General features: G+C 73.9%; 19 protein-coding genes. 6 read left to right on the top strand and 13 right to left on the bottom strand.

Annotated features, from left to right (window positions below; genetic code table 11):
• Positions 1-42 precede the first annotated feature (42 nt).
• A complete protein-coding gene (locus tag AB0L40_RS02940) occupies positions 43-969 on the top strand; it encodes a glycosyltransferase (protein ID WP_364348916.1) in 927 nt (308 codons plus the stop codon).
• 16 nt (positions 970-985) lie between these two features.
• Here AB0L40_RS02940 and AB0L40_RS02935 read toward each other — a convergent pair whose 3' ends face one another.
• From AB0L40_RS02935 to AB0L40_RS02910, 6 genes are all read right to left on the bottom strand, one after another.
• On the bottom strand, positions 986-1,339 hold the full coding sequence (locus AB0L40_RS02935; RefSeq protein WP_364348913.1) for a hypothetical protein: 354 nt from the start codon (positions 1,337-1,339) through the stop codon (positions 986-988).
• Between the two features lie 193 nt (positions 1,340-1,532).
• A complete protein-coding gene (locus AB0L40_RS02930; protein WP_364348910.1) occupies positions 1,533-2,729 on the bottom strand; it encodes a LuxR C-terminal-related transcriptional regulator in 1,197 nt (398 codons plus the stop codon).
• The gene (locus tag AB0L40_RS02925; protein WP_364348907.1) at positions 2,726-3,850 is read right to left on the bottom strand and encodes a helix-turn-helix transcriptional regulator; all 1,125 of its coding nucleotides are present in this window, start codon (positions 3,848-3,850) and stop codon (positions 2,726-2,728) included. Before AB0L40_RS02925 ends, AB0L40_RS02930 begins: the two co-directional genes overlap by 4 nt.
• Before the next feature lie 143 nt (positions 3,851-3,993).
• The gene (locus AB0L40_RS02920) at positions 3,994-4,431 is read right to left on the bottom strand and encodes a universal stress protein (protein WP_364348904.1); all 438 of its coding nucleotides are present in this window, start codon (positions 4,429-4,431) and stop codon (positions 3,994-3,996) included.
• 31 nt (positions 4,432-4,462) lie between these two features.
• Positions 4,463-4,969 carry a universal stress protein gene (locus AB0L40_RS02915; RefSeq protein WP_364348901.1) on the bottom strand — a complete coding sequence of 169 codons (507 nt, stop codon included), beginning with the start codon at positions 4,967-4,969 and terminating at the stop codon, positions 4,463-4,465.
• Position 4,970: 1 nt separating this feature from the next.
• Entirely contained in the window at positions 4,971-6,398 is a 1,428-nt protein-coding gene (locus tag AB0L40_RS02910) for an MFS transporter (RefSeq protein ID WP_364348898.1), read from the bottom strand.
• Positions 6,399-6,499: 101 nt separating this feature from the next.
• Here AB0L40_RS02910 and AB0L40_RS02905 point away from each other — a divergent pair, with 101 nt between their 5' ends.
• On the top strand, positions 6,500-7,075 hold the full coding sequence (locus AB0L40_RS02905; RefSeq protein WP_364348895.1) for a TetR/AcrR family transcriptional regulator: 576 nt from the start codon (positions 6,500-6,502) through the stop codon (positions 7,073-7,075).
• Positions 7,076-7,096: 21 nt separating this feature from the next.
• On the opposite strand, the gene AB0L40_RS02900 is transcribed toward AB0L40_RS02905, so the two are convergent.
• Positions 7,097-7,858, bottom strand: coding sequence for a LuxR C-terminal-related transcriptional regulator (locus AB0L40_RS02900; protein WP_364348892.1), 762 nt, complete (start codon positions 7,856-7,858; stop codon positions 7,097-7,099).
• Between the two features lie 237 nt (positions 7,859-8,095).
• On the opposite strand from AB0L40_RS02900, the gene AB0L40_RS02895 reads away from it, so the two are divergent.
• Positions 8,096-9,883 (top strand): AMP-binding protein, encoded by a 1,788-nt coding sequence (locus AB0L40_RS02895; protein ID WP_364348889.1) that lies wholly within the window; start codon positions 8,096-8,098, stop codon positions 9,881-9,883.
• Positions 9,884-9,973: 90 nt separating this feature from the next.
• Here AB0L40_RS02895 and AB0L40_RS02890 read toward each other — a convergent pair whose 3' ends face one another.
• The 4 genes from AB0L40_RS02890 to AB0L40_RS02875 form a co-directional block, all read right to left on the bottom strand.
• Positions 9,974-11,725: an ATP-binding cassette domain-containing protein gene (locus AB0L40_RS02890; protein ID WP_364348886.1), complete on the bottom strand. Its 1,752-nt coding sequence runs from the start codon at positions 11,723-11,725 to the stop codon at positions 9,974-9,976.
• Between the two features lie 70 nt (positions 11,726-11,795).
• Entirely contained in the window at positions 11,796-14,291 is a 2,496-nt protein-coding gene (locus AB0L40_RS02885) for a lytic murein transglycosylase (RefSeq protein WP_364348883.1), read from the bottom strand.
• A gap of 304 nt (positions 14,292-14,595) precedes the next feature.
• Positions 14,596-15,300 carry a hypothetical protein gene (locus AB0L40_RS02880; RefSeq protein ID WP_364348880.1) on the bottom strand — a complete coding sequence of 235 codons (705 nt, stop codon included), beginning with the start codon at positions 15,298-15,300 and terminating at the stop codon, positions 14,596-14,598.
• A gap of 72 nt (positions 15,301-15,372) precedes the next feature.
• Complete coding sequence (locus AB0L40_RS02875) at positions 15,373-16,278, bottom strand: ATP-binding cassette domain-containing protein (protein WP_364348877.1); 906 nt, start codon at positions 16,276-16,278, stop codon at positions 15,373-15,375.
• A gap of 198 nt (positions 16,279-16,476) precedes the next feature.
• Here AB0L40_RS02875 and AB0L40_RS02870 point away from each other — a divergent pair, with 198 nt between their 5' ends.
• Positions 16,477-17,412, top strand: a complete 936-nt coding sequence (locus AB0L40_RS02870) for a hypothetical protein (protein WP_364348874.1) — start codon at positions 16,477-16,479, stop codon at positions 17,410-17,412.
• A 138-nt stretch (positions 17,413-17,550) separates the two neighbouring features.
• On the opposite strand, the gene AB0L40_RS02865 is transcribed toward AB0L40_RS02870, so the two are convergent.
• Positions 17,551-19,077 (bottom strand): aldehyde dehydrogenase family protein, encoded by a 1,527-nt coding sequence (locus AB0L40_RS02865; RefSeq protein WP_364348871.1) that lies wholly within the window; start codon positions 19,075-19,077, stop codon positions 17,551-17,553.
• 313 nt (positions 19,078-19,390) lie between these two features.
• Between AB0L40_RS02865 and AB0L40_RS02860 the strand changes: the two genes are divergently transcribed.
• Together AB0L40_RS02860 and AB0L40_RS02855 are read left to right on the top strand one after the other, a co-directional pair.
• Positions 19,391-20,560 carry a LuxR C-terminal-related transcriptional regulator gene (locus AB0L40_RS02860; protein ID WP_364348868.1) on the top strand — a complete coding sequence of 390 codons (1,170 nt, stop codon included), beginning with the start codon at positions 19,391-19,393 and terminating at the stop codon, positions 20,558-20,560.
• A complete protein-coding gene (locus AB0L40_RS02855) occupies positions 20,557-21,780 on the top strand; it encodes a helix-turn-helix transcriptional regulator (RefSeq protein ID WP_364348865.1) in 1,224 nt (407 codons plus the stop codon). The genes AB0L40_RS02860 and AB0L40_RS02855 overlap by 4 nt, the downstream gene beginning before the upstream one ends.
• A 206-nt stretch (positions 21,781-21,986) precedes the next feature.
• Here the strand turns inward: AB0L40_RS02855 and AB0L40_RS02850 are convergent.
• On the bottom strand, positions 21,987-22,950 hold a 964-nt coding region (locus AB0L40_RS02850), incomplete at its 5' end, for a LuxR C-terminal-related transcriptional regulator (protein WP_364348862.1).

Genomic DNA, 22,950 nt, shown 5'->3' with positions numbered 1-22,950 from the left:
CGGGGCTCGGTCCACCCGGGGAGGCTCTGGCACGATGCCCCCGTGCGCGTCCTCGTCGTCTCGAACATGGCCCCGGACGCCGCGCACCCCGAGCGCGGCGGCTTCGTCCGCGACCAGGTCGCGGCCCTGCGGCGGATCGACGGGCTCGACGTGCAGCTCGACGAGTTCCCGCCCGGCGACTACCGCGCGGCCGCCCGCGGCCTGCGGTCCCGGCACCGCGGCGTCCGCTACGACGTCGTCCACGCCCACTTCGGGCTGACCGCCGTCCCCGCGCTCGCGGTCCGGGCCCGCCGGCGCGGCGTCACGCTGCACGGCCGCGACCTGCGCCACCGGACCACCCGCCCCGTGACGCTCGCGGTGCTGCCGACCCAGCGGCTGATCGGGCTCGCGTCGCCCGACCTCGAGACGATGCTGCCCCGGCCGTTCCGGGGGAGGATGCGGTCGCTGCCGGTCGGGCTCGCGCTCGAGCGCTTCGGCCGGACGCCCCGCGCCGAGGCGCGCCGAGCGCTGGGCCTGGACCCGGACGAGCGCTTCCTCCTCTTCCCCTACGGCGCCGATCGCCGGGTCAAGCGCGTCGACCGGGCCCGCGAGCTCGCGGCCGCCGCGGGCCTGCCGCTGCGGACGCTGGGTGGCGAGCCGCCCGAGCGGATGCGGGCGTGGCTGAACGCCGCCACCGCCGTCGTGATCCCCAGCGAGCACGAGGGCTTCGGGCTCGCGGCCGTCGAGGCGCTGGCGTGCGACGTCCCGGTCCTCGCGACCCCGACCGGCGCGCACGCCGAGACCGTCGGGGCCGTCGCCGGGTGCCTGTGCGCACCGTGGGACCTCACCGCGTGGCGGGCCGCGCTGGAGCCGCACCTGCACGCCGACGACCCCCGGGTGCCGGGCCGGCCCGTCGCCGAGCGGCACGGGACCGACGTCTACGCCGCGCGCCTGTGGGACGCGTGGCGCGCGCTGCTGCCCGCGGGCTGACCGGGCGCCCGGGCGCTCAGCGCCCGCGGCCCCGCAGTCGGAAGCGCCCGCGCGGCTCGGGGGCCGGTCCCGGTCCGCCCTCCAGCCGCGCCCGGAGCTCGCCGACCTCGTCGAGCGTCAGCCCGCCGGTCTCCGCCAGCTCGTCGTCGCTCGGCGGGTCCTCGTCGCCGAGGGCCGTCATCACGAGGGCCTCGAGGCCGTCCTGGGCACCGCGGGCACGGCGTCCGAGCTCGCCGCTCTCCAGCCACGCCGCCGCGGGGTGCTCGGCGGCGTCGTAGGCCTCGTCGCGCAGCTCCCGCTGGAGCGCGATCTCGGCGAGCATCCCGCGGACCCGCGCGGACCGCGGTTCGGATGGCTGGCCGTCGTCCATGGGACGACGCTACCGCTCGGGAGCGCCGCCGTCCGAGGGATCGATCTGACGACCGGGCGCGCGGACGTGCTCGCCGAGCGCGGACGGGGGCCGGTCGGACCGGCGGCTCGCCGCGGTCACGACGAGGGATCCACGCCCACAGCGACGGCGGTGCGGCGCGACGTCCCCGCCTCGCAGTGGTCCGCAGCGGGCCTCAGTCGCCCCAGCCGTCCCGGAAGCCGAGGTACTGCGCCACCACCTGCGACCGGTTGACCGCCCCGAGCTTGGCGAGGATGTGCTTGACGTGGGACTTGACCGTGCCGGCACCGATGTCGAGGCGCTCGGCGATCTCGGCGTTGCGCGCGCCCTCGACGATCAGCTCGAGGACGTCCCGCTCGCGGGGTGTCAGGCCGTCCAGCCGAGCCCGCATCGACCGGGCCATGGAGAGCGCGCTGTCGCTCTCGCGCGGGCCGGCCTCGGGGTGCACCGCGAGCTCGAGCTCCGACTCCGTCAGCTCAGCCATCGCGTCGTCGACGACGGACAGCAGCCCGCGGATCCGCGTCCGCTGGGCCCGCATCTGCTCGAGCAGGGCGGTCCGCTCGTAGAGCCGGCCGAAGCCCTCGGCGAACCGCCACAGCACCTGGCGGTCGGTCTCGGTGCAGCGCGGGCCCTCGGCGCCGTGGTCGGCGTGGAAGAAGCCGACGGCGGAGCCGACCGGACCGACCGGGGTGGCGACGTAGGAGCGCGAGCCGCCGTCCCGCACGATCGCCGGGATCCCCTCCCCGCCCGTGTCGAGCACGAGCTCGGGGCGGTGGTCGACCAGCAGTCGCGCCTCGAGCGTCAGCTCGTCGAGCGGGATCGAGCGGCGGCTCCACGGCACGACCCACGGCTCCTCCGCGATCGCGCTGTTGACCAGCCAGGGGTACCAGCGGCCGTCCTCGACGCGGGAGAGCAGGACGCGCTCGAACCCGCAGACGCGGCTGGCCTCCTCGCACACGCTGCCCAGCAGCGACGCGACCGTCGTGCACGTGCGCAGGCGCCCGAGGCCGCGCTCGCAGTCCGCCAGGCGCAGCGTGCGGCTGACGAGCTCGTGGTCGTGCAGCTCCAGGCGCAGCGCCTGGGCGTCGCAGACCAGCACGGCGAGGTCGTCGATCGCGGCCCGGCCCACGGCGTGGCCGAGCCGGTCGATGCACGCCTCGGACAGCACCTCGAGCTGCGCGACGGGATCGCCGGTGCGCGCCGCGTCCACCACGATCCGGCCGACGTCCGACCCGAGCCGGCCGTCGTCGAGCGCCACGAGCGTCCGGCCGACCCGCTCGGCGAGCGCGTCCACCCGCTCGTGCAGCGTGGTGGAGCGCCGGCGCCAGCCGGCCTGCCCGACCGTCGAGGGGAAGCTCGGCGAGACGCTCACGAGGACGGCTCCTCGCCCAGCCGCAGGTACCGCGCGACGGCGTCGGCGCGGCTCGTGGCCTCGAGCTTGCGCGCCACCGCCCGCACGTGCGACTTGACGGTCGCCTCGCCGATCACGAGCCGCTCGGCGATCTCGCGGTTGCGAGCCCCGGTCGCCATGAGCTCGACGACCTCGCGCTCCCGGGCCGTCAGGAGCTTCCCCGCCCGGTCGGTCGCCGGGGGCGAGGGCGACGGCGGCTCCGCCGTGTGGTCGGGGCGGGACAGCAGGAGCCCCTCGTCGCTGAGCGCCGCCAGGCCGTCCTGGGCCGCGGCGAACGCGTCCTTCACGCGCTGCCGGCGGGCGTCGAGGCGCTCCAGCAGCGCGAGCCGCTCGAAGACGAGGCCGAAGCCCTCCCCGAAGGTCCAGAGGTTGTCGCGGTCCACCTCGGTGACGACGCGGTCGGCACCGAAGCGGTCGCCGTGCAGGAAGCCGATGACGCGGTCCCCGGACATCACCGGGGACGCCACGTAGCGGCCGGCGCCGGTCGCGTCGATCAGGGCCCGGTCCACGCCCGGGTCGTCGGCGGAGACCAGGGCCGCGCTGCGGCGCTGCACGAGGTGCGACTCGACCGTCCCGGGCCGCAGCGGGATCCACTTCTCGGTCAGGTAGTCGCGGGTCGTGCGGGCCACGCGCGGGTCGGTGTCCGGGGCGATCCAGACGGCCTCGACGTGCCACGTCGACCCGCGCCGGCGCGAGATCGCCGCGCGGTCGAACCCGCACGAGCGCCCGAGCTCCTCGGCGGCGGCGGGCAGGAGCTCGGCCACCGTCGCGGCGTCACGCAGGCGGGAGTGGCTGTCGTGGATCCGCGCGACGGTCCCGAACCGCTCGGCGACGACCTGCTCGCGCAGGTCGCCCTGCAACCGGGTGAGCGACACGAGCAGCCGGCAGAGCCGCGCGGTGGCCACGGGATCGGTCGCCCCTGGGCGCCGGAGGGCGTCCTGGAGGTCGTTCGTGGCGTCGGCCAGGACGTCGGTCAGCTCCTCGGACGCGACGACCTCGCCGGCGACGCCGTCGTCCCGGACCTGGCGCGCCCGGTCGACGACCTGCTGCGCCCGGTCGACGAGGGCGCCCCGGTCGGTCATGGCGTCCCCTCGGGCACACCTGGAGTCTAGTCCGGACGCGTGGCCCACCCGGCGTTTTCCCTGCTCCGGGGGCGATCGTGATGGTGCCGATCGGCCGCCGGCGGCCGCGGAGGCATCGGCTGGTGCCTGCCGGCCCCGGGCGCTCATCCGCAGGGCGCGCGGACCGTCAGCACGGGCACCGGGCTGTGGCGCACGAGCCAGCCACTGCCGTGCCCGGCCGGGCCGGTCCAGGCGCTGGGCGCCTCGACCACCAGCAGGTCGTGGTCGCCGCGCTTCAGCGCGCGGAGGACCTGGACGCCGGCGCGCTCCGCGCCGTGCAGGACGCACGTCCGGACGAGGACGTCGCCGGGCAGCTCGTCGCGGACCGCGGCCAGCAGCCGCTCGCCGTCCCGGTGCGCCTCGCGCTGCGCCTGGGCGAAGTCGGCGCCGCCGCCCGTGCCGGCCCACCACGGCGGCGAGGTGTCCAGGACGTGCATGATCGTCAGGCACGCCCGGTGGGCCTGCGTGACCGAGATCGCCAGCTCCAGCGCCCGCCGGCCCGCGTCGCCGGAGGTCAGGACGAGGACGGGCTGGCGGATCACGGTGGGCCGGGGCCGGGGGCGGTCGTCGACGCTAGCCGGCGCTCCGGGACCGGTCGTCGCCGAGCGGCACGGTCAGCACCGGCACGTCGGAGTGCGACGCCACGTGGTGCGACACGCTCCCCGCCAGGGCGGAGCGCACGCCCGTCAGGCCGCGCGTGCCCATGACGATCAGGCGCGGGTGGAGCGCCTCGGCCCGCTCCACGATCGTCTGCCACAGCGGCCCGCTGCCGCTGAGCGCGCCGCCGGTCGCCTCGAACCCGGCGGCGCGGGCGCGGGCGACGCCGGCGTCCGCGACCGCCGCGGCCTGCTGCCGCTCGCGCTCGAGCATCACGCCGCTGTCGTCGTACGCGATCGCGTAGATCGCCGAGCGGGCCGCGGCGCTGGAGACGGGCTCCCAGGCGTGGACGACCTCGGCCTTGCCGCCGCCGAGCAGCTGCGCGGCGGCGTCGATGGCGTGGTCCGCGTTGGCGGATCCGTCGTAGGCGATGAGGACGATGCCGTCGAGCGGGCTCGACGGGCGGGGGTCAGGGGTGGCCATGTCAGGCCTCCGTTCCGGTGGCGACCGCGCCGCGTGCCCGATCGGGACGCGGGCGGCCGGGGATGATGAGACTGGTCGCCAGGCCGACGAGCAGCGCGACGAAGCAGAACACGAATGCGATGGTGAAGGCGTCCTCGGACGGCACCTGGTTGACGATCTCGCTCGCGAGGATCGCCGCGGCGATCTGGCCGCCGATGGCACCGCCGAGAGAACGCATCACCGTGTTCATACCGGTCGCGACCCCGGTCTGGTCCTGGCGGACGTTCTGGACGATGAGGTTGGCGAGCGACGCGAACGCGAGGCCGATGCCGATGCCCTGCAGGGCGGAGGAGAGGTAGATGCCGAGCTTCTGGTCGTGGGCCACGATCAGCAGCAGGAACGCGGCCGCCGTGAACGCCGTGCCGACCATCAGGGGCGGCTTGGATCCGAAGCGCGCCTCGAGCTTCCCGGCGAACGCGCCGGCGAAGAGCATGAAGAACGCGGACGGCAGCATGAACAGGCCCGCCTGCGTGACGGTCGAGCCGAACCCGTAGCCGGCGGCGTCCGGGTCCGCCTGCACGAGCTGCGGCACGAGGATGAAGGACGAGTACATGCCGACGCCGAGCAGCAGCGCGACGAGGTTCGTGGTCCACACGCCCTTGATCCGCATCATGTTCATGTCGACCAGCGGCTCGTCCGAGCGGAACTCGGTGCGGACCCAGGCGGCCAGCAGGAGCAGGCCGACGACGAACAGCCCGATGGTCTTGCCCGACAGCCAGCCCCAGGACTGCCCCTCCGACACGGCGAGCAGCACGCCCGCCAAGCCGAGCGACATCAGGCCCGCGGCCACCCAGTTGATCTTCCCGGGCGTCTTGATCGGCGACTCGGGCACGTAGAAGTGCGTGGCGACGGCCGAGATCACGATCGCGACAAGCGGCAGCCAGAAGAGCCAGTGGTAGCTGAGGTTGTCGACGATCACGCCGGCCAGCACGATGCCGAGGCCGCCGCCGATGCCCAGCAGCGCGGACATCAGGCCGATCGCCCCGGCGACCTTCTCGCGCGGGAACTCGTCGCGGATGATCCCGAAGGCCAGCGGGAAGATGCCGCCGCCGACGCCCTGGATGACGCGGGCGATGATCAGGACGCCGATCGACGAGGCGACCGCGGCCAGCGCGGTGCCGAAGCAGAGGATCACGAGCACGATCATCAGGACTCGCGCCTTGCCGAACATGTCGCCGAGCCGGCCGACGATCGGCGTGGCGACCGAGGCGCTCAGCAGATAGCCGGTGAGGACCCACGCCACGGCCGAGGGCGTCGTGTTCAGCTCCTTCTGGATGTCGGGGAGCGCGGGGGCGACCAGGGACTGGAGCAACGCGTACGCGACACCCCCGAGGGCCAGCACGGCGAGGGTCAGGGACGGCGCGCGGCGGTCGGTGGCTTGAGGGTTCATCGGAGGGTCCTGCGGTCGGGGCCAACTCGGGGCGGAACAGACATTCCGCCCTCGTGCCACTACACTAGCGGAATGCTCGTTCCGGCCCAAGCCCGAGCGCGATGACCACCCCGGACGACCGTCCGTGGGCGGACCTCGACGCCGACGCGAAGCGCGACCGTGCCCTGCGCGTCGCGGGGGAGCTCTTCGCGCGCGACGGCCTCGACGTCGCGATGCCCGTCCTGGCGGACGCGATCGGCGTGGGCGTCGGCAGCATCTACCGGCAGATCGGGCGCAAGGAGGACATCGTCGCGGCGCTCGTGGTCCAGCGGATCAACCGGGTCGTGGACCTCATGTCGGCGGCCGACGGCGCCGCGGACGCGTGGCCCGCGCTGTGCCGCGTCACGTTCGAGATCGTCACCGAGTCCCTCTCCGACCGCGTGGTCCACGAGGCCTGGAGCGTGAGCTCCGAGCACCCGCTGGTCCTCGATGCCCGCCCGCGCGCTGCGGCGGCGCTCGACGCCCTGGTCGAGCGGGCACGGGAGCAGGGCGCGCTGCGCGACGACGCCGGCGCGGACGACCTGCGGCTCGCGTTCCGCGCGGTCCAGGACGTCGAGGACCTCGGCCCCGGCGGCGCGCGGCGCCTGGCCGAGCTGGTCCTGCGTGGCATGGCCGCCGACGGCGTCGCGGCGCCGTAGGTCCCCCGGCCGGGCGCCCGCCTACAGCAGCCCGAGCCGCCCCGCCCGGGCGACGACGCGCAGCCGCGACGGGGCGTCGAGCTTGCGCATCAGATGGCCGACGTGGCCCTTGACCGTTGGCTCGGCGATCACGAGGCGGTCGGCGATCTCGCGGTTGGAGCAGCCCTCGGCCAGCAGGCGCAGCACGTCGCGCTCGCGGCCGGTCAGGCCGACGGCGGCGCCCGCGACGCCGGCCGAGCCGTCGGGTCGCCCCGCACCGGCGGCGGCGCCGGTCCCCGGCACGAACGCGCGACGCAGGCGCAGCTCGTCCTCCAGCGCGGCGACCCGGGCCGCGTTGATCCGCGCGCCGGCGTCGTCGGCCAGCCGCGCGAGGGCGTCGATCAGGCGGCCGGGCGGCGCTCCGGCCCGCCGGGACCCCGCGTAGAGCAGGCCGACGACCCCGGTCGGGTCGACGATCGGGACGCAGCCCAGGCCGCGCAGCCCCTCCTCGCCGATCGGTCCCGCGAAGTCGTCGGTGATCGTGCGCGCGTGGCCGTAGTCCTCGACGGTCACCGGCGCTCGCTCCGCCAGCACGCGGCCGCCCAGGCCGCGGCCGGCGCGCGGCGCGAGCCGCGCGAACCGCGCCGGCGTCACGCGGGCCGTGCAGACCAGCGGCACCGCGCCGTCCTCCTCGACGACCCCGCCGAACGCGAGCTCCGCCCCCAGGCGCGCCGTCAGCGTCCGGACGGCCTCGTCGACGACCGCGGACGGGGCGAACGGGTCGGGTGCCGGGGCGATGGTCATGGTCGGAGCGGCGCGCGCGGGGACGCGACGCGCGGGTGCTCCGAGCATAGCCCCGCGGCGCCCGGGCCCCGCCCGGATGCCGCCCCGCCCGCACCCGGGGCCGGCGTGGCCCGGCCCGCCGCGCGGGGCGCCCGCGACCCGGGAGGACGATCGCGACCTTCGGACCGTAGGCACGGCGGCCCGGGCCCCGTAGCCTCGCGTCGCTCGGCACCTGGCCGACGAGGACGAGAGGACCCGATGGAGCTGACGACCCCGGCGCGCGACGCCGCCCCCCGACTGCTGGACCACGCCGCGGAGCGCGCGACCTTCCGGATCGACGTCCCCGACGTCTACAACCCGGTGATCGACATCGTCGAGGCCTGGGCGGCGGACGCGCCCGACGAGCTCGCGGTGCTCTCCCTCGGCCCCGACGGCGCGGTCACCGGCGAGCAGACCGCCGCCGACCTCGCCCGCGACGCCCGGCGCGTCGGCCGCGCCCTGCTGGACCAGGGCGTCGGCAAGGGCGACCGCGTCTTCGTGATGCTGCCGCGGATCCCCGCCTGGTACGCGGTCGTGCTGGGCGCGATGCGGATCGGCGCGGTGCCGATGCCGGGCCCGAACCTGCTGACCCCGAAGGACATCGCCTACCGCCTGACCGAGGCCGGTGCGGTCGCCGCGATCACCGACGCGGCGGGCGCCGAGAAGGTCGACGCCATCGAGGATCCGCCCGGGACCCTGCGAACGCGGATCGTCGTCGCGGCCGAGGCGCTGCCGGGATCCGGCCCGGGCGCCCCGGCCCGCCGCGACCGCGGCACCGCCGAGGCCTCCGCGGACGGCGCGACGGCCGGCCCCGACGCGGACGGCGCGACACCCGTCGGCCCGACCGCCGGCTGGCTCGACCTCGAGGACCTCGTCGCGGCCACGCCGGCCGACGGCGGCGACCTCCCCACCGCGCCGACGCGCCGCGAGGACCCGCTCCTCACGTACTTCACGAGCGGCACGGTCTCGCACCCGAAGATGGTCACCCACGCCCAGGAGTACGGCCTGGCGCACGTGCCGACGGCGCGCTTCTGGCACGACCTGCGCCCCGGCGACCGCCACTGGACGGTCACCGACACCGGCTGGGCGAAGGCCGCCTGGGGCGGGCTCTTCGGCCAGCTGCACGAGCGGGCCACGATCGTCCAGGTCGCCCTCGGCCGGCCGGACGCCGACACGATCCTCGGGATCATCACCCGCCACGGCGTGACGTCGTTCTGCGCGCCCCCGACGCTCTACCGGACGCTGGTGCAGGCCGACCTCGGCGCCCACGACCTCTCGGCCCTGCGCCACTGCACCAGCGCCGGCGAGCCCCTGAACCCCGAAGTCATCAAGGTCTGGGCCCGGGGCACCGGCGGCCTCACCGTCTACGACGCGTACGGCCAGACCGAGACGTCGGTGCTCGTCGCCAACTACCGGGCGGTGGAGGTCCGGCCCGGCTCGATGGGCCTGCCCGTCCCGGGCTGGGACGTCGAGGTCCTGGACGACGACGGCCTCCGGGCGCCCGACGGCGTCGTCGGCGACATCGCGGTCCGCACCGACGGCGAGCGCCGGCCGATCGGGCTCTTCCGCGGCTACGACGGCAACCCCGAGGCCACGGCGGAGCGCTTCCGCGACGGCTGGTACTTCACCGGCGACAAGGCCGCCCGCGACCCCGACGGCTACCTCTGGTTCGAGGGCCGCGACGACGACGTCATCACGTCGTCCGCGTACCGGATCGGCCCGTTCGAGGTGGAGTCCGCGCTCGTCGAGCACCCCGCCGTGATGGAAGCCGCCGTCGTCGGCAAGCCCGACCCCGAGCGCACCGAGATCGTCACCGCCTTCGTCATCCTCGCCGCCGGCCACGAGCCCACCGACGCGCTCGCCAAAGAGCTCCAGGACCACACGAAGACCCTGACCGCCCCGTACAAGTACCCCCGCGAGATCCACTTCGTGACCGAGCTCCCGAAGACCGTCAGCGGGAAGATCCGCCGAACGGAGCTCCGCGACCTCCTGCGGGACGGGGGCTGACGGGCGGCCGGGACCTCCGGCCGCCGGGAACGGCGTCGGGGGCCGCCGGGCCGGCCGGGACCGGGGCCGCCCGGGCCGACCCGCCCGGGATCAGGCCGCGGTCGCGGCGGGCCGCACGGCGGGGGCGCCGCCTCCGGGGCCCTCGTCCAGCAGGTCGTACTCGTCGTAGATCGCGTTGACGACGCGGCGGTCCAGGACGATCGCGGTGAAGACGAGGGTGACGGCGCTCAGGAGCGCGATCATCAGGATCGGCTGGATCAGCCCGGAGTTGAAGAACTCGCCCCGCAGACCGGTGGCGTCCGAGAGCCCCTCGGTCGAGGACACGCTCCCCGCCAGCTCCAGCGAGTTGCCGATGCCCGACAGGGTCCACCGGGCCAGCGTGATGTCGGACAGCGCCTTGATCGGGGCGATCATCTTCGACGGCGGGATGAGCGCGCCGGCGAGCAGCAGCTGCGGGATGACGACGAGCGGCAGGACCGTCGTGGCCTGGCCGGCGTTCTGCACGAGCACCGAGACCAGGAGGCCGATCGCGACGGCGCCCCAGGCGCCCACGATCGACACCGCCAGCACCCCCGCGTACTGGGTGATCGCCCCGTTGGGCGGTTGCAGCACCGCCACGGGGATCACCAGGAGCAGCGTCTGGAACGCCACCAGCGGGAAGATCACCGCGCACTTCGACATCAGGTACGCGTCCAGGCGCACGCCCACGGCGGCCTCGCGCAGCAGCGCGTCGCGCTCGCGGGCGACCTCGCGACAGGCGGCGATCAGGCCGAGCCAGACGGCGCCGATGACGACCATGAAGGCCAGCAGCACGCCGTAGTAGGCGCCCAGCAGGGAGTTGGAGAGGATGTTCGCCGGGACGGTCAGCCCGATGGCGATGCCGATGATCGGCGCCTGGCCGATCATCAGCGCCAGCGAGCGGGCGTCGCGGCGCATGCAGAGCGCGTAGCGCGACGACAGCGTCCGGATCTGCGAGGACATCGGCGGCGCGGCGCGGCGGCGGGCCGACGCGTTGTTGGACGTCTGGGCGGCGGCCTCGAAGGGGCGCGACGGGACGACGTCGGACGTGTCGTCCGAGGCCTCCACGGCCGCGTAGACCTCGTCGATCGACTCGGCGCCGAAGTGGCGGAGCGTCTCGTCGTGCGAGCCGACGAACGCGACGCGGCCGCCGGAGGCCATCACGATGATGCGGTCGACGAGCCGCAGGCTGCCGGTCGCGTGCGTCGTCACGAGGACGGCGCGGCCGCGATCGGCGAGCTCGCGCAGCAAGACCATCAGCCGGCGCTCGAGGCCCGGGTCGAGGCCGGACGTCGGCTCGTCCAGCACGACCACGGAGGGGTCGCCGACGAGCTCGGTGCCGCAGCCGACGCGGCGGCGCTCGCCGTCGGACAGCGACCGCACCTGCGCGTCGCCGCGGTGCGTCATGTGGAGCTCCTCGAGCACCGCCTCGACGCGGGCCTCGCGCTCGCGGGCCGGCACGTCGTAGGCGCGCAGGGCGGCGGCGTAGCTCAGGGCCTCGCGCACCGTCAGCTGCGGGTGGACGAGGTCGCCGGTCGGCACGTAGCCGACGGAGTCCGTCGCGTAGTCGATGTGCTCGCCGTCGACCGTGACCGTGCCGGCGCTCGGCGCGTTCACGCCCGCCAGCACGCGCAGGAGCGTCGACTTGCCGGCGCCGGACGCGCCGATGATCGCGCACAGCTCGCCCGGCCGGACGTCGATGTCGACGCTGCGGACGAGCGTCTGGCCGTTGGCCTGGACCCGGACCCCGCGGGCCGAGAGCCCCCCGCGCGTGGCGGTGGCTCCCGGGGCGGTGGCGTCGGCGGTGGGGGGCGACGAGGACATCGTCACGATCCTCGCACGACGCGTCGATCCTGTGTCCCGGGTCCGGGATGCCGACCGACGCGAGGCAGCACTAGTCGCCCTTGCCGGCCTTTCCGGTCTTGATGGCGGACTTGGAGACGGTCGGGGAGACCTCGGGGTTGGTGATCTCGCCGATGCGGTCGATCAGCTTGATCCACTGGCCCGGCTCCAGCAGCTGCTGGACCTGCTTGCCGAGCTCCCCACTGGTGCCGCCCTGCGGCTTGAACCCGACGTGGATGTGGTCGTCGTGGTCCGGCAGCGCCAGGATGTTGTCCGCCCCGGGGAAATCCGCCGGCGTCATCAGCGAGATGATCTGGTGCGGCTTCATCGTGCCCTGCAGCTGCAACAACTGACGGATCGTCGAGTCGGTGATCGAGCCCGGGCCCTGGGTCTTCGGCGAGATCGTGATCCCGTTGACCGACGCGATGTCCATCGCGTTGCCGGTCGAGTGCTCCGACACGTTGCCGGACGTCGTCATCTTGCCGTGGCCGGAGCGCAGCGACGAGATCGTCAGCCGCAGGCCCGACGCGGTCAGGTACTCCATCGTCGCCAGCACGCGGCGATCGATGGCGCCGGCGGCGATGTCGCGGCGACCCTCCTCGTAGATCCCGAGGTTGCGGTTGCTCAGGACGCGCTGCTGGAGCTGCTCCTTGCTCATCAGCAGGACCTGGCCGGCCGTGGCCGTGCCGTCGCCGAACAGCGGGTTGGAGCCCTTGGCGCGGTAGACCGCCGTCGACTCCAGCAGCTTCCAGCCGTCGAGGATCGGCTTCGGGTCCACGCGGGGGGAGCCCTTGCCGGCGGGGTGCACCTCGAACTGCAGGTGCGGCGTCGTCGACGAGCCCTTCTTCTTGCCGATCCGGCCCAGCACGGTGCCGGCCATCACGCGGGCGCCCTTCTTCAGGCGCTTGAGCTCGACGTCCTTCTTGTCCCAGCCGTTCAGCGCGACCTTCGAGGAGCCGTCCTCGAGGCCGGCGTTGGCGAGCTGCTCGGCGCCGCCGTGCTTCTTCGCCAGCGGGCGCGCCGGGTTGGCGAACAACGGCTCGGTGTTGCCGGTGACCTGCTCGGTCACGTCGCGGGCGACGTCCGCCACGCCCTTGACGGCGTCGGAGACGACCTTCGCCGGCGCGGCCTGCTCGCCGGCCGTGGCCGCGGCCTCCGGCACCGGGTCCTTGGCCTTCGCCAGGCGCTCCTGGCGGCGGGCCTCGGCCTTCTCGGCCTTCTTCATCGCGCCGGCCTTCGGCACGGGGTAGAACTCCGCGACCGTCTTCAGGTTGCCGTACGTGTACGTGTTGCCGTACACGTCGCGCAGCTGCACGAACCTGCCCAGACGTGGGTTGCGGCCGACCTTGACGATCCGGCCGTCCTGCACCGCGACCGCACCGGCCCCGGAACGGGAGAAGATGTTCGTCGACTTCAGCTTCGACGACTCGACCGTCTTGGCCGCGTTCTTGCCCTTGGTGCGGGCGCGGGCCTTCTGGTTGCTGTCGTCGCCCGCGTACCGCGCCTTGGCGGAGATCGGGAAGACGCCCTGCGTCAGGCCGGTCAGCGAGCCGACGAGATCCGGCGGCAGGCCACCGATCAGGCGCGCACGCAGCAGCACCGAGTCGACGTACCAGTCGGCGTGGTTGTAGGCGAAGATCGCCTTCTTGATCGACTTCTCCGCCCCGGCCGCGCGGAGGTACCGCGCGGCGGCGAAGATCGCGTCGACCGGGTTGTACGGATCCGCGGAGCCGTCGCCGTTGGCGTCGACGCCGTAGCCCTTCCAGGTGGCGGGCATGAACTGCATCCAGCCCTGCGCGCCCGCGGAGGAGACCGACAGGTTGCGGCCGTAGTCCGTCTCGATCTCGTTGATCGCGGCGAGGACCTCCCACGGCACCCCGTACTGCACGCCCGCGGCCTGGTAGATCGGCAGCAGGAACGGCGGGATCCGGAACTTGTCGATGAAGAAGTTCGGGACGCCGCGCGGCGCGGCACCCGGGACCGACAGCGAGAAGGTCGGGTCGGCCGGCGTCGGGGCGCCGCCCGCGTCGCGGGTCGTCGTGCCGTCGGGGCCCGTCGCGTCGCCGGACGTGTCGGACGCGGCGCCCGCGGCGGGGTCGACGGTCTGCTCCTTCTCGTCCTTGGCCGCCGTCGCGCCGGCGGACTTGGCGACGTCGCCGATGTCCCAGCCCTTGCGCTTGGACTTCTTCGCCTTCTTCTTGTCCGTGCTCGTCGGAGCGGCCTGCTCCGTCGTGCCCGCCGGGGGCGTCGCCTCGGTCGTCGCGGCCGGCGGCGCCGGGGTGGCCGGGGCGGCCTGCGTGGTCGGGGCCGGCGTCGTCGCGGGGCCGGGGCCCGTCACGCGGACGACGAGGCCGCCGAGGTCGGGCAGCGGGATCTGGTCGATCGGCGTCCCTGGTGGGACGTCGACGTTGATCTGCAGCACGGTGCCACCCGCGAGGGTGACCGTCAGGGTCCGCGACTCGGCTGACGCGGACGAGGCCGCGCCGAACCCGGCAGCGACCACCCCTGCGGTTGACAGCCCGACTGCGATCTTGGTCTTGCGACTCACGTGATGCTCTCCAGAACCCTCAGGTGCGTGACGCGGCGACCGGGCACGAGGGAGGCCCGTGCGACGGGCGTGCCTGGTGCGGGGCGACGCCCACGAAACTCCGATCCCCCGGTTCGCCGCCTGCGCCGAAGTCCCTCCGGACGCAGTGCGGACGCCCGAGGGCCATGCTGCTAAACACAACGTACGGGATGAGGATCACACAAGGCAACCATCCGGAGGGAGTGTCGGCATCCCCCAAAGGGCGGACATGAGGTGCTCCCATCCCATACCCCGCACCGCCGTTCGCCCGGGCAGGAACCGGTGATCACGGCGTCAGCATCCCCAGGCACATCCAGAACGCCTCCTGCACCCGCAGCTCGGAGACGCCCTCCGGCTTGACGCAGTAGAAGACCCCGTGGCTCGTGTCCCGGGCGATCGCCCGCACGGGCCGCGGGGGACGGCAGAGCTCCGAGATCACGCCGTGGTCGTCGGCGACCACGAGGTGGCCCGCGGTCAGCTCCGGGTCGAACCCGGCCGGCACGGGGATCTCGCCCGCCAGGCTGCGGCGGATGCCGAGCCCGCCGTCGGTCAGCTCGGCGTCGACCGCCCAGATCGGGATGCCCGTCTCGGCCAGCACGATCATCAGGGCGTCGCTGGGCAGCCCGTCCTGCGGGAAGCCGCCGTCGGCCAGCCGCTGGACGAACGCGGCCTCCATCGGGGGGAGGTCGTCGTCGGGGTCGCGGCCCACGTTGCGGTAGAGCTCGCGGTACGCGGCGGGCGCCTCGTGCCGGTGCATGTGCAGGACGTCGAGACCGCGCACGGCGGTGGACAAAAAGCGCAGGCGCTCCTTGGCCCACTGCGGGCTGCGGGTGGTGACCTCGATCGGGCTGTCCAACAGGAGCAGCTCCAGGCCCGGCAGCCGCTCGGCGACGTCCGGTGCGACCCAGCCCGTCCGCGGCCGTGGGCCGTGCGGGATGACTGCGTCGTCGAACTGCTGCGGGACGTCGTTCGGGTCGCGGTGGATCCCCACGTCAGGCCGTCGCAACAGTGGTCGGATGGGACCCCGAGCGGCGCGGGACGCACCGCTCGGGAGGCATCCGGGTCAGTCCATCCCGAGCGGGCCCTCGAGCCTGCGGTTGATGAACTGGCGGACGAACGGGTTGTCCGACTCGAACATGTCCTTGCGGGCGCCCGCCTGGACGATGCGGCCCTTCCACAGCACCGAGATGTACTGACCGATCTGGTGCAGCGAGGCGATGTCGTGGGTGACGACGACGTACGTGCCGCCGTGCTGCGCGTGCATCTTCACGATGAGCTCGCACAGCAGCGCGGTGCGGACCGGGTCCAGACCGGAGTCCGGCTCGTCGAAGATGACGATCTCGGGCTCGGTCACGAGCGCGCGGGCGAAGCCGGCGCGCTTGCGCATGCCGCCGGAGAGCTCGTTCGGCATCAGGACGCCGGCGTGGCCCATGCCGACCTCGGCGAGGCGCTGGTTGACGACCTCGGCGATCTCGTCCTCCGGCATGTCGGTGTTCTGCCGGAGCGGGAACGCGACGTTGTCGAAGATGTTCATCGAGCCGAAGAGCGCGCCGTCCTGGAACAGGATCCCGAACTTCTGGCGCATCTGCAGCAGCTGCGACGTCGTCAGGTTCGGCACCGAGTCGCCGTGCACGATGATGTCCCCGTAGTCCGGGAACAGCAGGCCGATGAGGTGCTTGATGACGACGGACTTGCCGGTACCGGACGGCCCGAGGATGACCGTGATCATGCCCTCCGGGATTCCCACGTTCAGGCCGTTGAGGATCGGCTTGCGGCCGAACGACTTGTAGACGTCCACGCACTCGATCGACCAGAAGTCGCCCGGGTTCTTCTCCTTGAAGCCCGGCTGGCCCTCGTGCAGGCTGTACTCGTGCGCGGCGTCGAGCAGCGCCTTCGTCTCGGCGTCGGCGCCGATGCCTCCTGCGTCGTCGCCCATCTCGCGATGGAGCAGACCCCGTCCCGTGGTCATCGCCCACTTCTCCTTCGTCGCAGCACCCGGATTTCGTCGGCGGGGCATCCGGATCCACCGGGCACCGCGCTGCCAGCCGATCGTACGGCGGGCGCATGAGCGAAGGGATATGTCGTGGGTGGGAGATCCATCACCCGCTGGTGGGGGTGTCTGTGATTTTCGTCCTGTTGGCCCCGCTCTCCCGCATAGAGTCGCCGCGTGGCTCCGTTCTTTCTCTTCGTGCAGTTCGAGTTCACGCATGCCGTGGGACCGGGTGCAGGCCGGTACGTCGTCGTGCCAGAGCGCCGGCTCAGCCGCGCGCTCGCGAGCACCGGTGGCCCGGGCGAGGAGCCACTCGTGATCGGCGAGCGCGACCGCGTCACGGGCACCGTCCTCGACGCCGGCGCCGCCGACGTCCTCGTGATGGCCGTGCAGGGCGTGCCCCAGGGCCGCCGCCGGCTGCGCCGCAAGGCCCGGCTGCTCGAGCCCGAGGACGGCCCCGACGACGTCCCGATCCAGCTGGCCGCGTACGTGGAGGCGAGTGCCCCGATCCCGGGCGACCGCGAGGCCCGCGAGCGGCTCGAGGAGATCGCCCAGATGAACGACCTCCAGCACCGCTGGGTCGACGAGGGCATGTCCGTGCTCAACCGGGCGATCCGCGGCCACCGCGCGGGCTCCGGGGACCCGTACGTCGTCGAGGTCGCGCGCCGCGACGCCCGCAAGGTCCGGATCGGCTTCGGCACCTCGGCCCAGGTCGCCGAGGGCGCGTGGACCGAGGCGCTGGACATCCCGTCGCCGCCCGGGCGCCGTACCTCGCGCGCGTCGACCCTCGCGCCCGCCGAGGCCGTCGCCGACGCCCTCACGGGCCGCCTGCCGGTGCTCGAGGGCGAGGACCTGCTCGTCCGGGTGTTCCTCGACCTCGACCACGGTCGCACGCAGGCCGCGGCGCTCCAGGCCGAGGCCGGGCTGCGCCTGGTCCACGCCGAGGTCGGCGGCGAGGACGACCGCGTCCGGGACGCCGTGAAGACGGCGCGCGAGCTGGCGGAGATCGCCGTCGCACGGCCCCTGGAGGCCACCGAGGTCGAGCGCCTCGTCGGAGCGATCGCCGCCGGGACGCGCGTCCTCGAGACCCGCCGGCACGCCTTCCACCGCTAGCGGCCGGCCGCGGTCGTCGCGCGCGCGACGACCGTCTCGCCCCGGCCCCCCGGAGCACGACGACGGGCCCCGTCCAGTGGACGGGGCCCGTCGGTCCTCCGGTGCCGCTGAGGGCCGGCCGCAGCCGGCCCCGGGGGCTCAGTCCTCGTCGTCGCTGCTGAGGACCAGGTCGTACGCCCGGGCCTCGAGCTTCTGCGAGAGGTCGATGTGGATGTGCTTGACCTCCGTGTACTCCTTGAGCGCGTCGGGGCCGAGCTCGCGGCCGAGGCCGCTCTGCTTGTAGCCGCCGAACGGGAGCTCCGGGGTCACCATGTGGACGTCGTTGACCCAGATCGTGCCGGCCTGGAGCTTCTGCGCGACGTCGAGGGCGCGCTCGTAGTCGCCGCTCCAGACCGCGCCGGACAGGCCGTAGATCGAGTCGTTGGCGATCGCCACGGCCTCGTCGGAGTCGCCGGAGTACTTGATGACCACGAGGACCGGTCCGAAGACCTCCTCGCGGGCGATCCGCATGTCGTTCGTGACGTTCGTGTAGACCGTCGGCTCGATCCAGTAGCCCTTCTCGAACTCGGCGCCCTCGGGAGCCTTGCCGCCGACGGCGACGACGGCGCCCTCCTCCTGGGCGACCTTCAGGTACGAGAGCACGCGGTCGTGCTGGCGCTTGGAGACGACCGGGCCGATGTCCGTGTCGAAGTCGAAGGGATCGCCCATCTTGAGCGTGCCGATGCGCTTGACGATGCGCGCGACCAGCTCGTCGTGGATCGACTCGGGGACGATCAGGCGGGTGATCGACTCGCACATCTGACCGCTGTAGAGGCAGCAGCCGAAGATGGCGGCGTCGGCGACGGTGTTGATGTCGACGTCGTCGAGGACGACGGCGGCGCCCTTGCCGCCGAGCTCGAGGGAGACCTTCTTCACGGTCTGCGATGCGACCTTCATGATCTCGCGGCCGACGGCCGTCGAGCCGGTGAAGGCGATCTTGCCGACGTCCGGGTGACCGGACAGGCGGGCGCCGACCTCGGGGCCGTCGCCGGTGATGATGTTCAGGACGCCGTCGGGAAGGCCGGCCTCCTTGGCGATCTTCGCGAAGAGGAGCGTCGACAGCGGCGTCTTCTCGTCGGCCTTGATGACGATCGAGTTGCCGGCGGCGAGGGCCGGGCCGATCTTCCACAGCGCGAGGACGAGCGGGAAGTTCCACGGCAGGATGCCGGCGCAGACGCCGATCGGCTCGCGGCGCAGGATGTTCTGCGAGATCGTCGGGTAGGGCGCCGTGTGGATGCCCTCCTCGGCCTCGAACTTGCCGGCGAGCTCCGCGAAGTACGTGAAGTGCGGGGCGGCGAGGCCGATGTGGAAGCCGCCGGCCTGGCGGATCGTCGCGCCGTTGGCCGAGATCTCGGCCTCGATCAGCTCGTCGATGTTCTCCGAGATGCCGTCGGCGATCGCCAGCATGACCTGGCGGCGGTCGTCCGGGCCCAGCTGCGACCAGCTGCCGGCCTCGAAGGACTTCTTCGCGGCGGCGACGGCGGCGTCGGCGTGCTCCAGGGTGCCCTTCGCGACGGTGGCGACGAGCTCCTCGTTGGCGGGGTTGCGGATCTCGTACGAGTCGTCCGCGTCCGCCTCCTGCCCGCCGATGAACATCTTGTGGTGCTGCACGCCCACAGTGGCCATGAGTCGTCTCCCCGAGGTCGGTGTGCCGGTCGCCGCCCCAGTGGCGCGCGAAGGATCGAGATGATCCTTGCCGAACGCCCGTCCCGCGCCATCCCACCGGCGAGGGGTTGGCACCCCCCGTAGGTGGAGCGCACCGTCCGGCACCCCCTTCAGCCTCGCGCGAGCGCCCTCGCGCCCGGGCGTCACTCGTCCGGTCCCGTCGCACGAACGCGACCGCCGTTCGCAACTGCTCCCCGCCGGGAACGCCGTACGGTTAAGGTCTTGGGTGAGCATCGGCACGGACACCCCAGCCGGCCGCCACGAGAGGACCCGCATGCCCACGACACGAACGCAGGGAGAGCTGACCGACATCGAAGCTCGCGTGCGCGGCCTCGCCCTCACGACCCGCTCGATGATCTCGGCCGAGCCGCCGGATCCCAACCCCGAGCCCGCCCGCCAGATCGTCGCGACGCTGACCGCCGTCTCTGCGGAGATCAGCGCCGAGTTCGCGGCGCCGGAGCTCGGCGCCGAGCAGGCCGCCGACCTCTGCGAGCTGCTCGTCGAGGTCGGTGAGCTCCAGTCGGACCTGCGGGAGCACACCCTCGGCCTCCGCTTCCAGACGCTCGACCGCATCCACAGCGCCCTGGCCCGGATCCGCCAGGAGGAGTCGTCCGTCGCCCTGATCGACGCGGCGCCCGCCGAGCTGTGCGCGGCCTGCGGGTTCGACCGCGCGATGATCTCCCGGGTCCGCGGGTCCACCTGGGTCCCGCACACGCTGCACCTCGTCACCGACGAGGAGCACCCGACCAACGTCGCGCTGAAGTCCTTCATCGCCGGCGCCGAGATCCCGCTCGTGACCTCGATGCTCGAGGCCGAGCTCGTCCGCCGCCGCGCCCCGGCCCTGATCCACGACGCCCAGGAGGACGCCCGGACGTTCCGGCCCCTGATCGAGGTCGCCGAGACGCGCGCCTACGTCGTCGCGCCGATCGTCACCACGGGCCCGGTCATCGGGTTCCTGCACGCCGACACGTTCTCGTCCGGCCGGCCGTTGACCAGCCACGACCGCGACAACATCCAGACGTTCGCGGAGGGCTTCGGCCTGATCTTCGAGCGTGCGGTCCTCGTCGAGCGCCTCGCGCTGCAGCACGAGCGGATCGGCAAGGCGTTCGCCGACACCGAGAGCATGATCGGCGACCTCTGCGCCGCGCAGGTCCAGCTCGCCCGCCAGGCCCCGGACACCGCCGCCGCGGGCGTCACCCCGGCGTCGATGCTGACCGCGCCGGAGGCCCGCATCAACAGCGTGCTCACGCCCCGCGAGCGCGAGGTCCTCGGGCTCCTGGCCAGCGGCGCCACCAACGTCCAGATCGCGAACCAGCTCGTGGTCTCCGAGAGCACGGTCAAGTCGCACGTGAAGCACATCCTCCGCAAGCTCCGGGCGTCCAACCGCGCCGAGGCCGTATCGCGGTATCTCCGGCTCACCCGCAACCAGCACCGTCCCGCATGAGCAGCACCTACGAGCGCGTCGAGGCCGCGCCCCGCGCCTTCCCGGCGCCCACCCGGAGCCCGGGCTGGCGGCGGCGCGAGAGCGAGCTGCTGGCCCGCGTGATGTCCGCCCACGCGGACGTCGCCACGGCCCTGGACCAGGAGCTCGCCGTCCCCGGCGTCGACCGGGACCGTCCGGGCCGCTCCGCCGACATCGTCTCCGCGCTGACGTGGTGCTGCATCGAGCGCCTGCGCCTGTCGAGCGTCGCCACGGCCGCCGACACGGCCCGGCTCTGTCGACTCGTCGCGGACCTCCAGCAGCTGTCCTCGGAGCTCTACGAGCACGAGCTCAGCCTCCGCACCCGGCGCCTGGCGGACTGCTCCGCCGGCCTCGCCCGCCTGCGCTCGCTGCCGACCTCCGGCGACCTCGTCGACCAGGTCTGCCAGGAGCTCGTCACCCGCTGCGGCTTCGGTCGCGTCGTCCTCTCGCGGGTCGACGACGGGCTCTGGAAGCCGTGGAAGGGCCACTTCAGCGACGGCGCAGAGATGGACGGCTGGTTCACGCCGTGGATCGACCAGGGCATCCCGCTCGACGAGCTGATGCTCGAGGCCTCGCTCGTCCGGGAGCGCCGCCCGGCGATCGTCTACGACACCGAGGCGCCGACCACCGAGATCCACCGCCCGATCATCGTCGAGGCCGGTCACTCGAAGTCCTACGTCGCCGCGCCGATCGTCCCGGGGGGCAACGTCGTGGGCTTCCTCCACGCCGACTACCACCCGTCCGCGCGCCGGGTCGACGACGTCGACCGCGACGTCCTCTGGGCCTTCGCGGAGGGCTTCGGCAAGATCTACGAGCGCACCGTCCTGCTCGAGCGGCTGCGCGCCCAGCGCGACCACGTCCGCGAGACCCTCGCGGCCGCCGAGCGGATGATGGACGAGCTCTGCGACTCCGGCATCGACCTCGCCAAGCACCCCGACGCGGGCTCGATCGTCGCGCGCAGCGCGGTCTCCGCGCTGTCGGGCGGCTCCGCGGTCCTCGACGAACTGACGGCCCGCGAGCGCGAGGTGCTCGAGCTGATGGTCGTCGGCGCGACGAACGGCGCGATCGCCGAGCAGCTGGTCATCACCGAGGGCACGGTGAAGTCCCACGTCAAGCACATCCTGCGCAAGCTGGGCGCCGTGAACCGCTCGCAGGCCATCGCCCGCTACCTGGGCATCGCTCAGGTCGAGACCGACGACTGACCCCGCCCCCGCCCCCGCCCTCCGGCGCGGCCCGGCCGTCGGGTCCCGGCGGGACCCTGGGACGGAGGTCGACGTCATGCGAGCACGCTACGCCGACGTCGCGCCGACGTCGTCACCCGAAGCGGTGATCCCGTGACGCGAAGGGATGATCCCGGGGTGCCCCGGGGCGGAGGCGCCGCGGGTCGGCCGGCCGGACCTCCGCGCGGTCAGTCCGTCCCGTCGTGCCGGACCCCGAGGCAGTAGGCGATCGCCTGCGCGCGGTTGACGGCGCCGAGCTTCGCCAGCACGTGCTTGACGTGCGACTTGACCGTCCCCTCGCTGATCACGAGCCGCCGGGCGATGTCGCTGTTGCGGGCGCCCGCGACGATGAGGTCCAGCACCTCGTGCTCGCGCGGCGTGAGCCGCCCGAGCCGCCCGCCCGTCCGCGACGCCGCCACCGGCGGCCGCGTCGCGGGCTCGGCGTCGTCGGGGTCGGCGGCGAGGACGACCTCGGCGTCCGCGATGTCCGCGATCGCGCCGGCGGCGCCCTCGAGCAGCTCCGTGACCTCGAGCCGGTGCGACCGCAGCCGCTCGGCGAGCGCCGTGCGGTCGTACAGCCGGGCGAACCCGTGGGCGAACGACCAGAGCAGGTCGCGGTCGGCCTCGTCGCAGGGACGGCCGCCGTCGGGGCGGTCCGCGTGGAAGAAGCCGACGACGTGGCCGGCGAGCGTGATCGGCGCGACGACGTAGGAGGTCGACGCGCCCGCGCGGATGATCGGGTGGACGTCGTCGGCCGCCGTGTCGGCCACGAGCGCCGGCCGGTCGGGGCCGAGCAGCCGGGACTCGACGAGCATGTCGTCCAGGCGGATCGCGCGAGCGGACCACTCGCCGAACCACGCCTCCCCGACGATCGCCTCGTTGACCATCCACGGCAGCCAGCGACCGTCCGTGACGCGCGAGAGGAGGACGCGGCCGAAGCCGCAGCCGGCGGCGAGCTCGTCGCAGACGCGGTCCAGCAGCGCGGCGGTCCCGGTCGCGGGGCGCAGGCGGGCGAGCGCGCGCTCGCCGCCCTCGCGGCGGTGGGCGGGCGCCGCGAGCTCGGCGTCCCCCCGCCCCCGGCCGCTCCGCGGGCGGGCGCCGGCCCGAACGGGAGAGCGTCGGGTGGGGGAAGAGGGTTTTAACGCCGGGGTA

Source organism: Patulibacter sp. NPDC049589, from assembly GCF_040675535.1.
In the GTDB taxonomy this organism is placed as follows: Bacteria; Actinomycetota; Thermoleophilia; order Solirubrobacterales; family Solirubrobacteraceae; genus Patulibacter.
The sequence above is the reverse complement of the archived record's forward strand: the minus strand, read 5'-3'. Positions and strand labels throughout refer to the sequence as shown.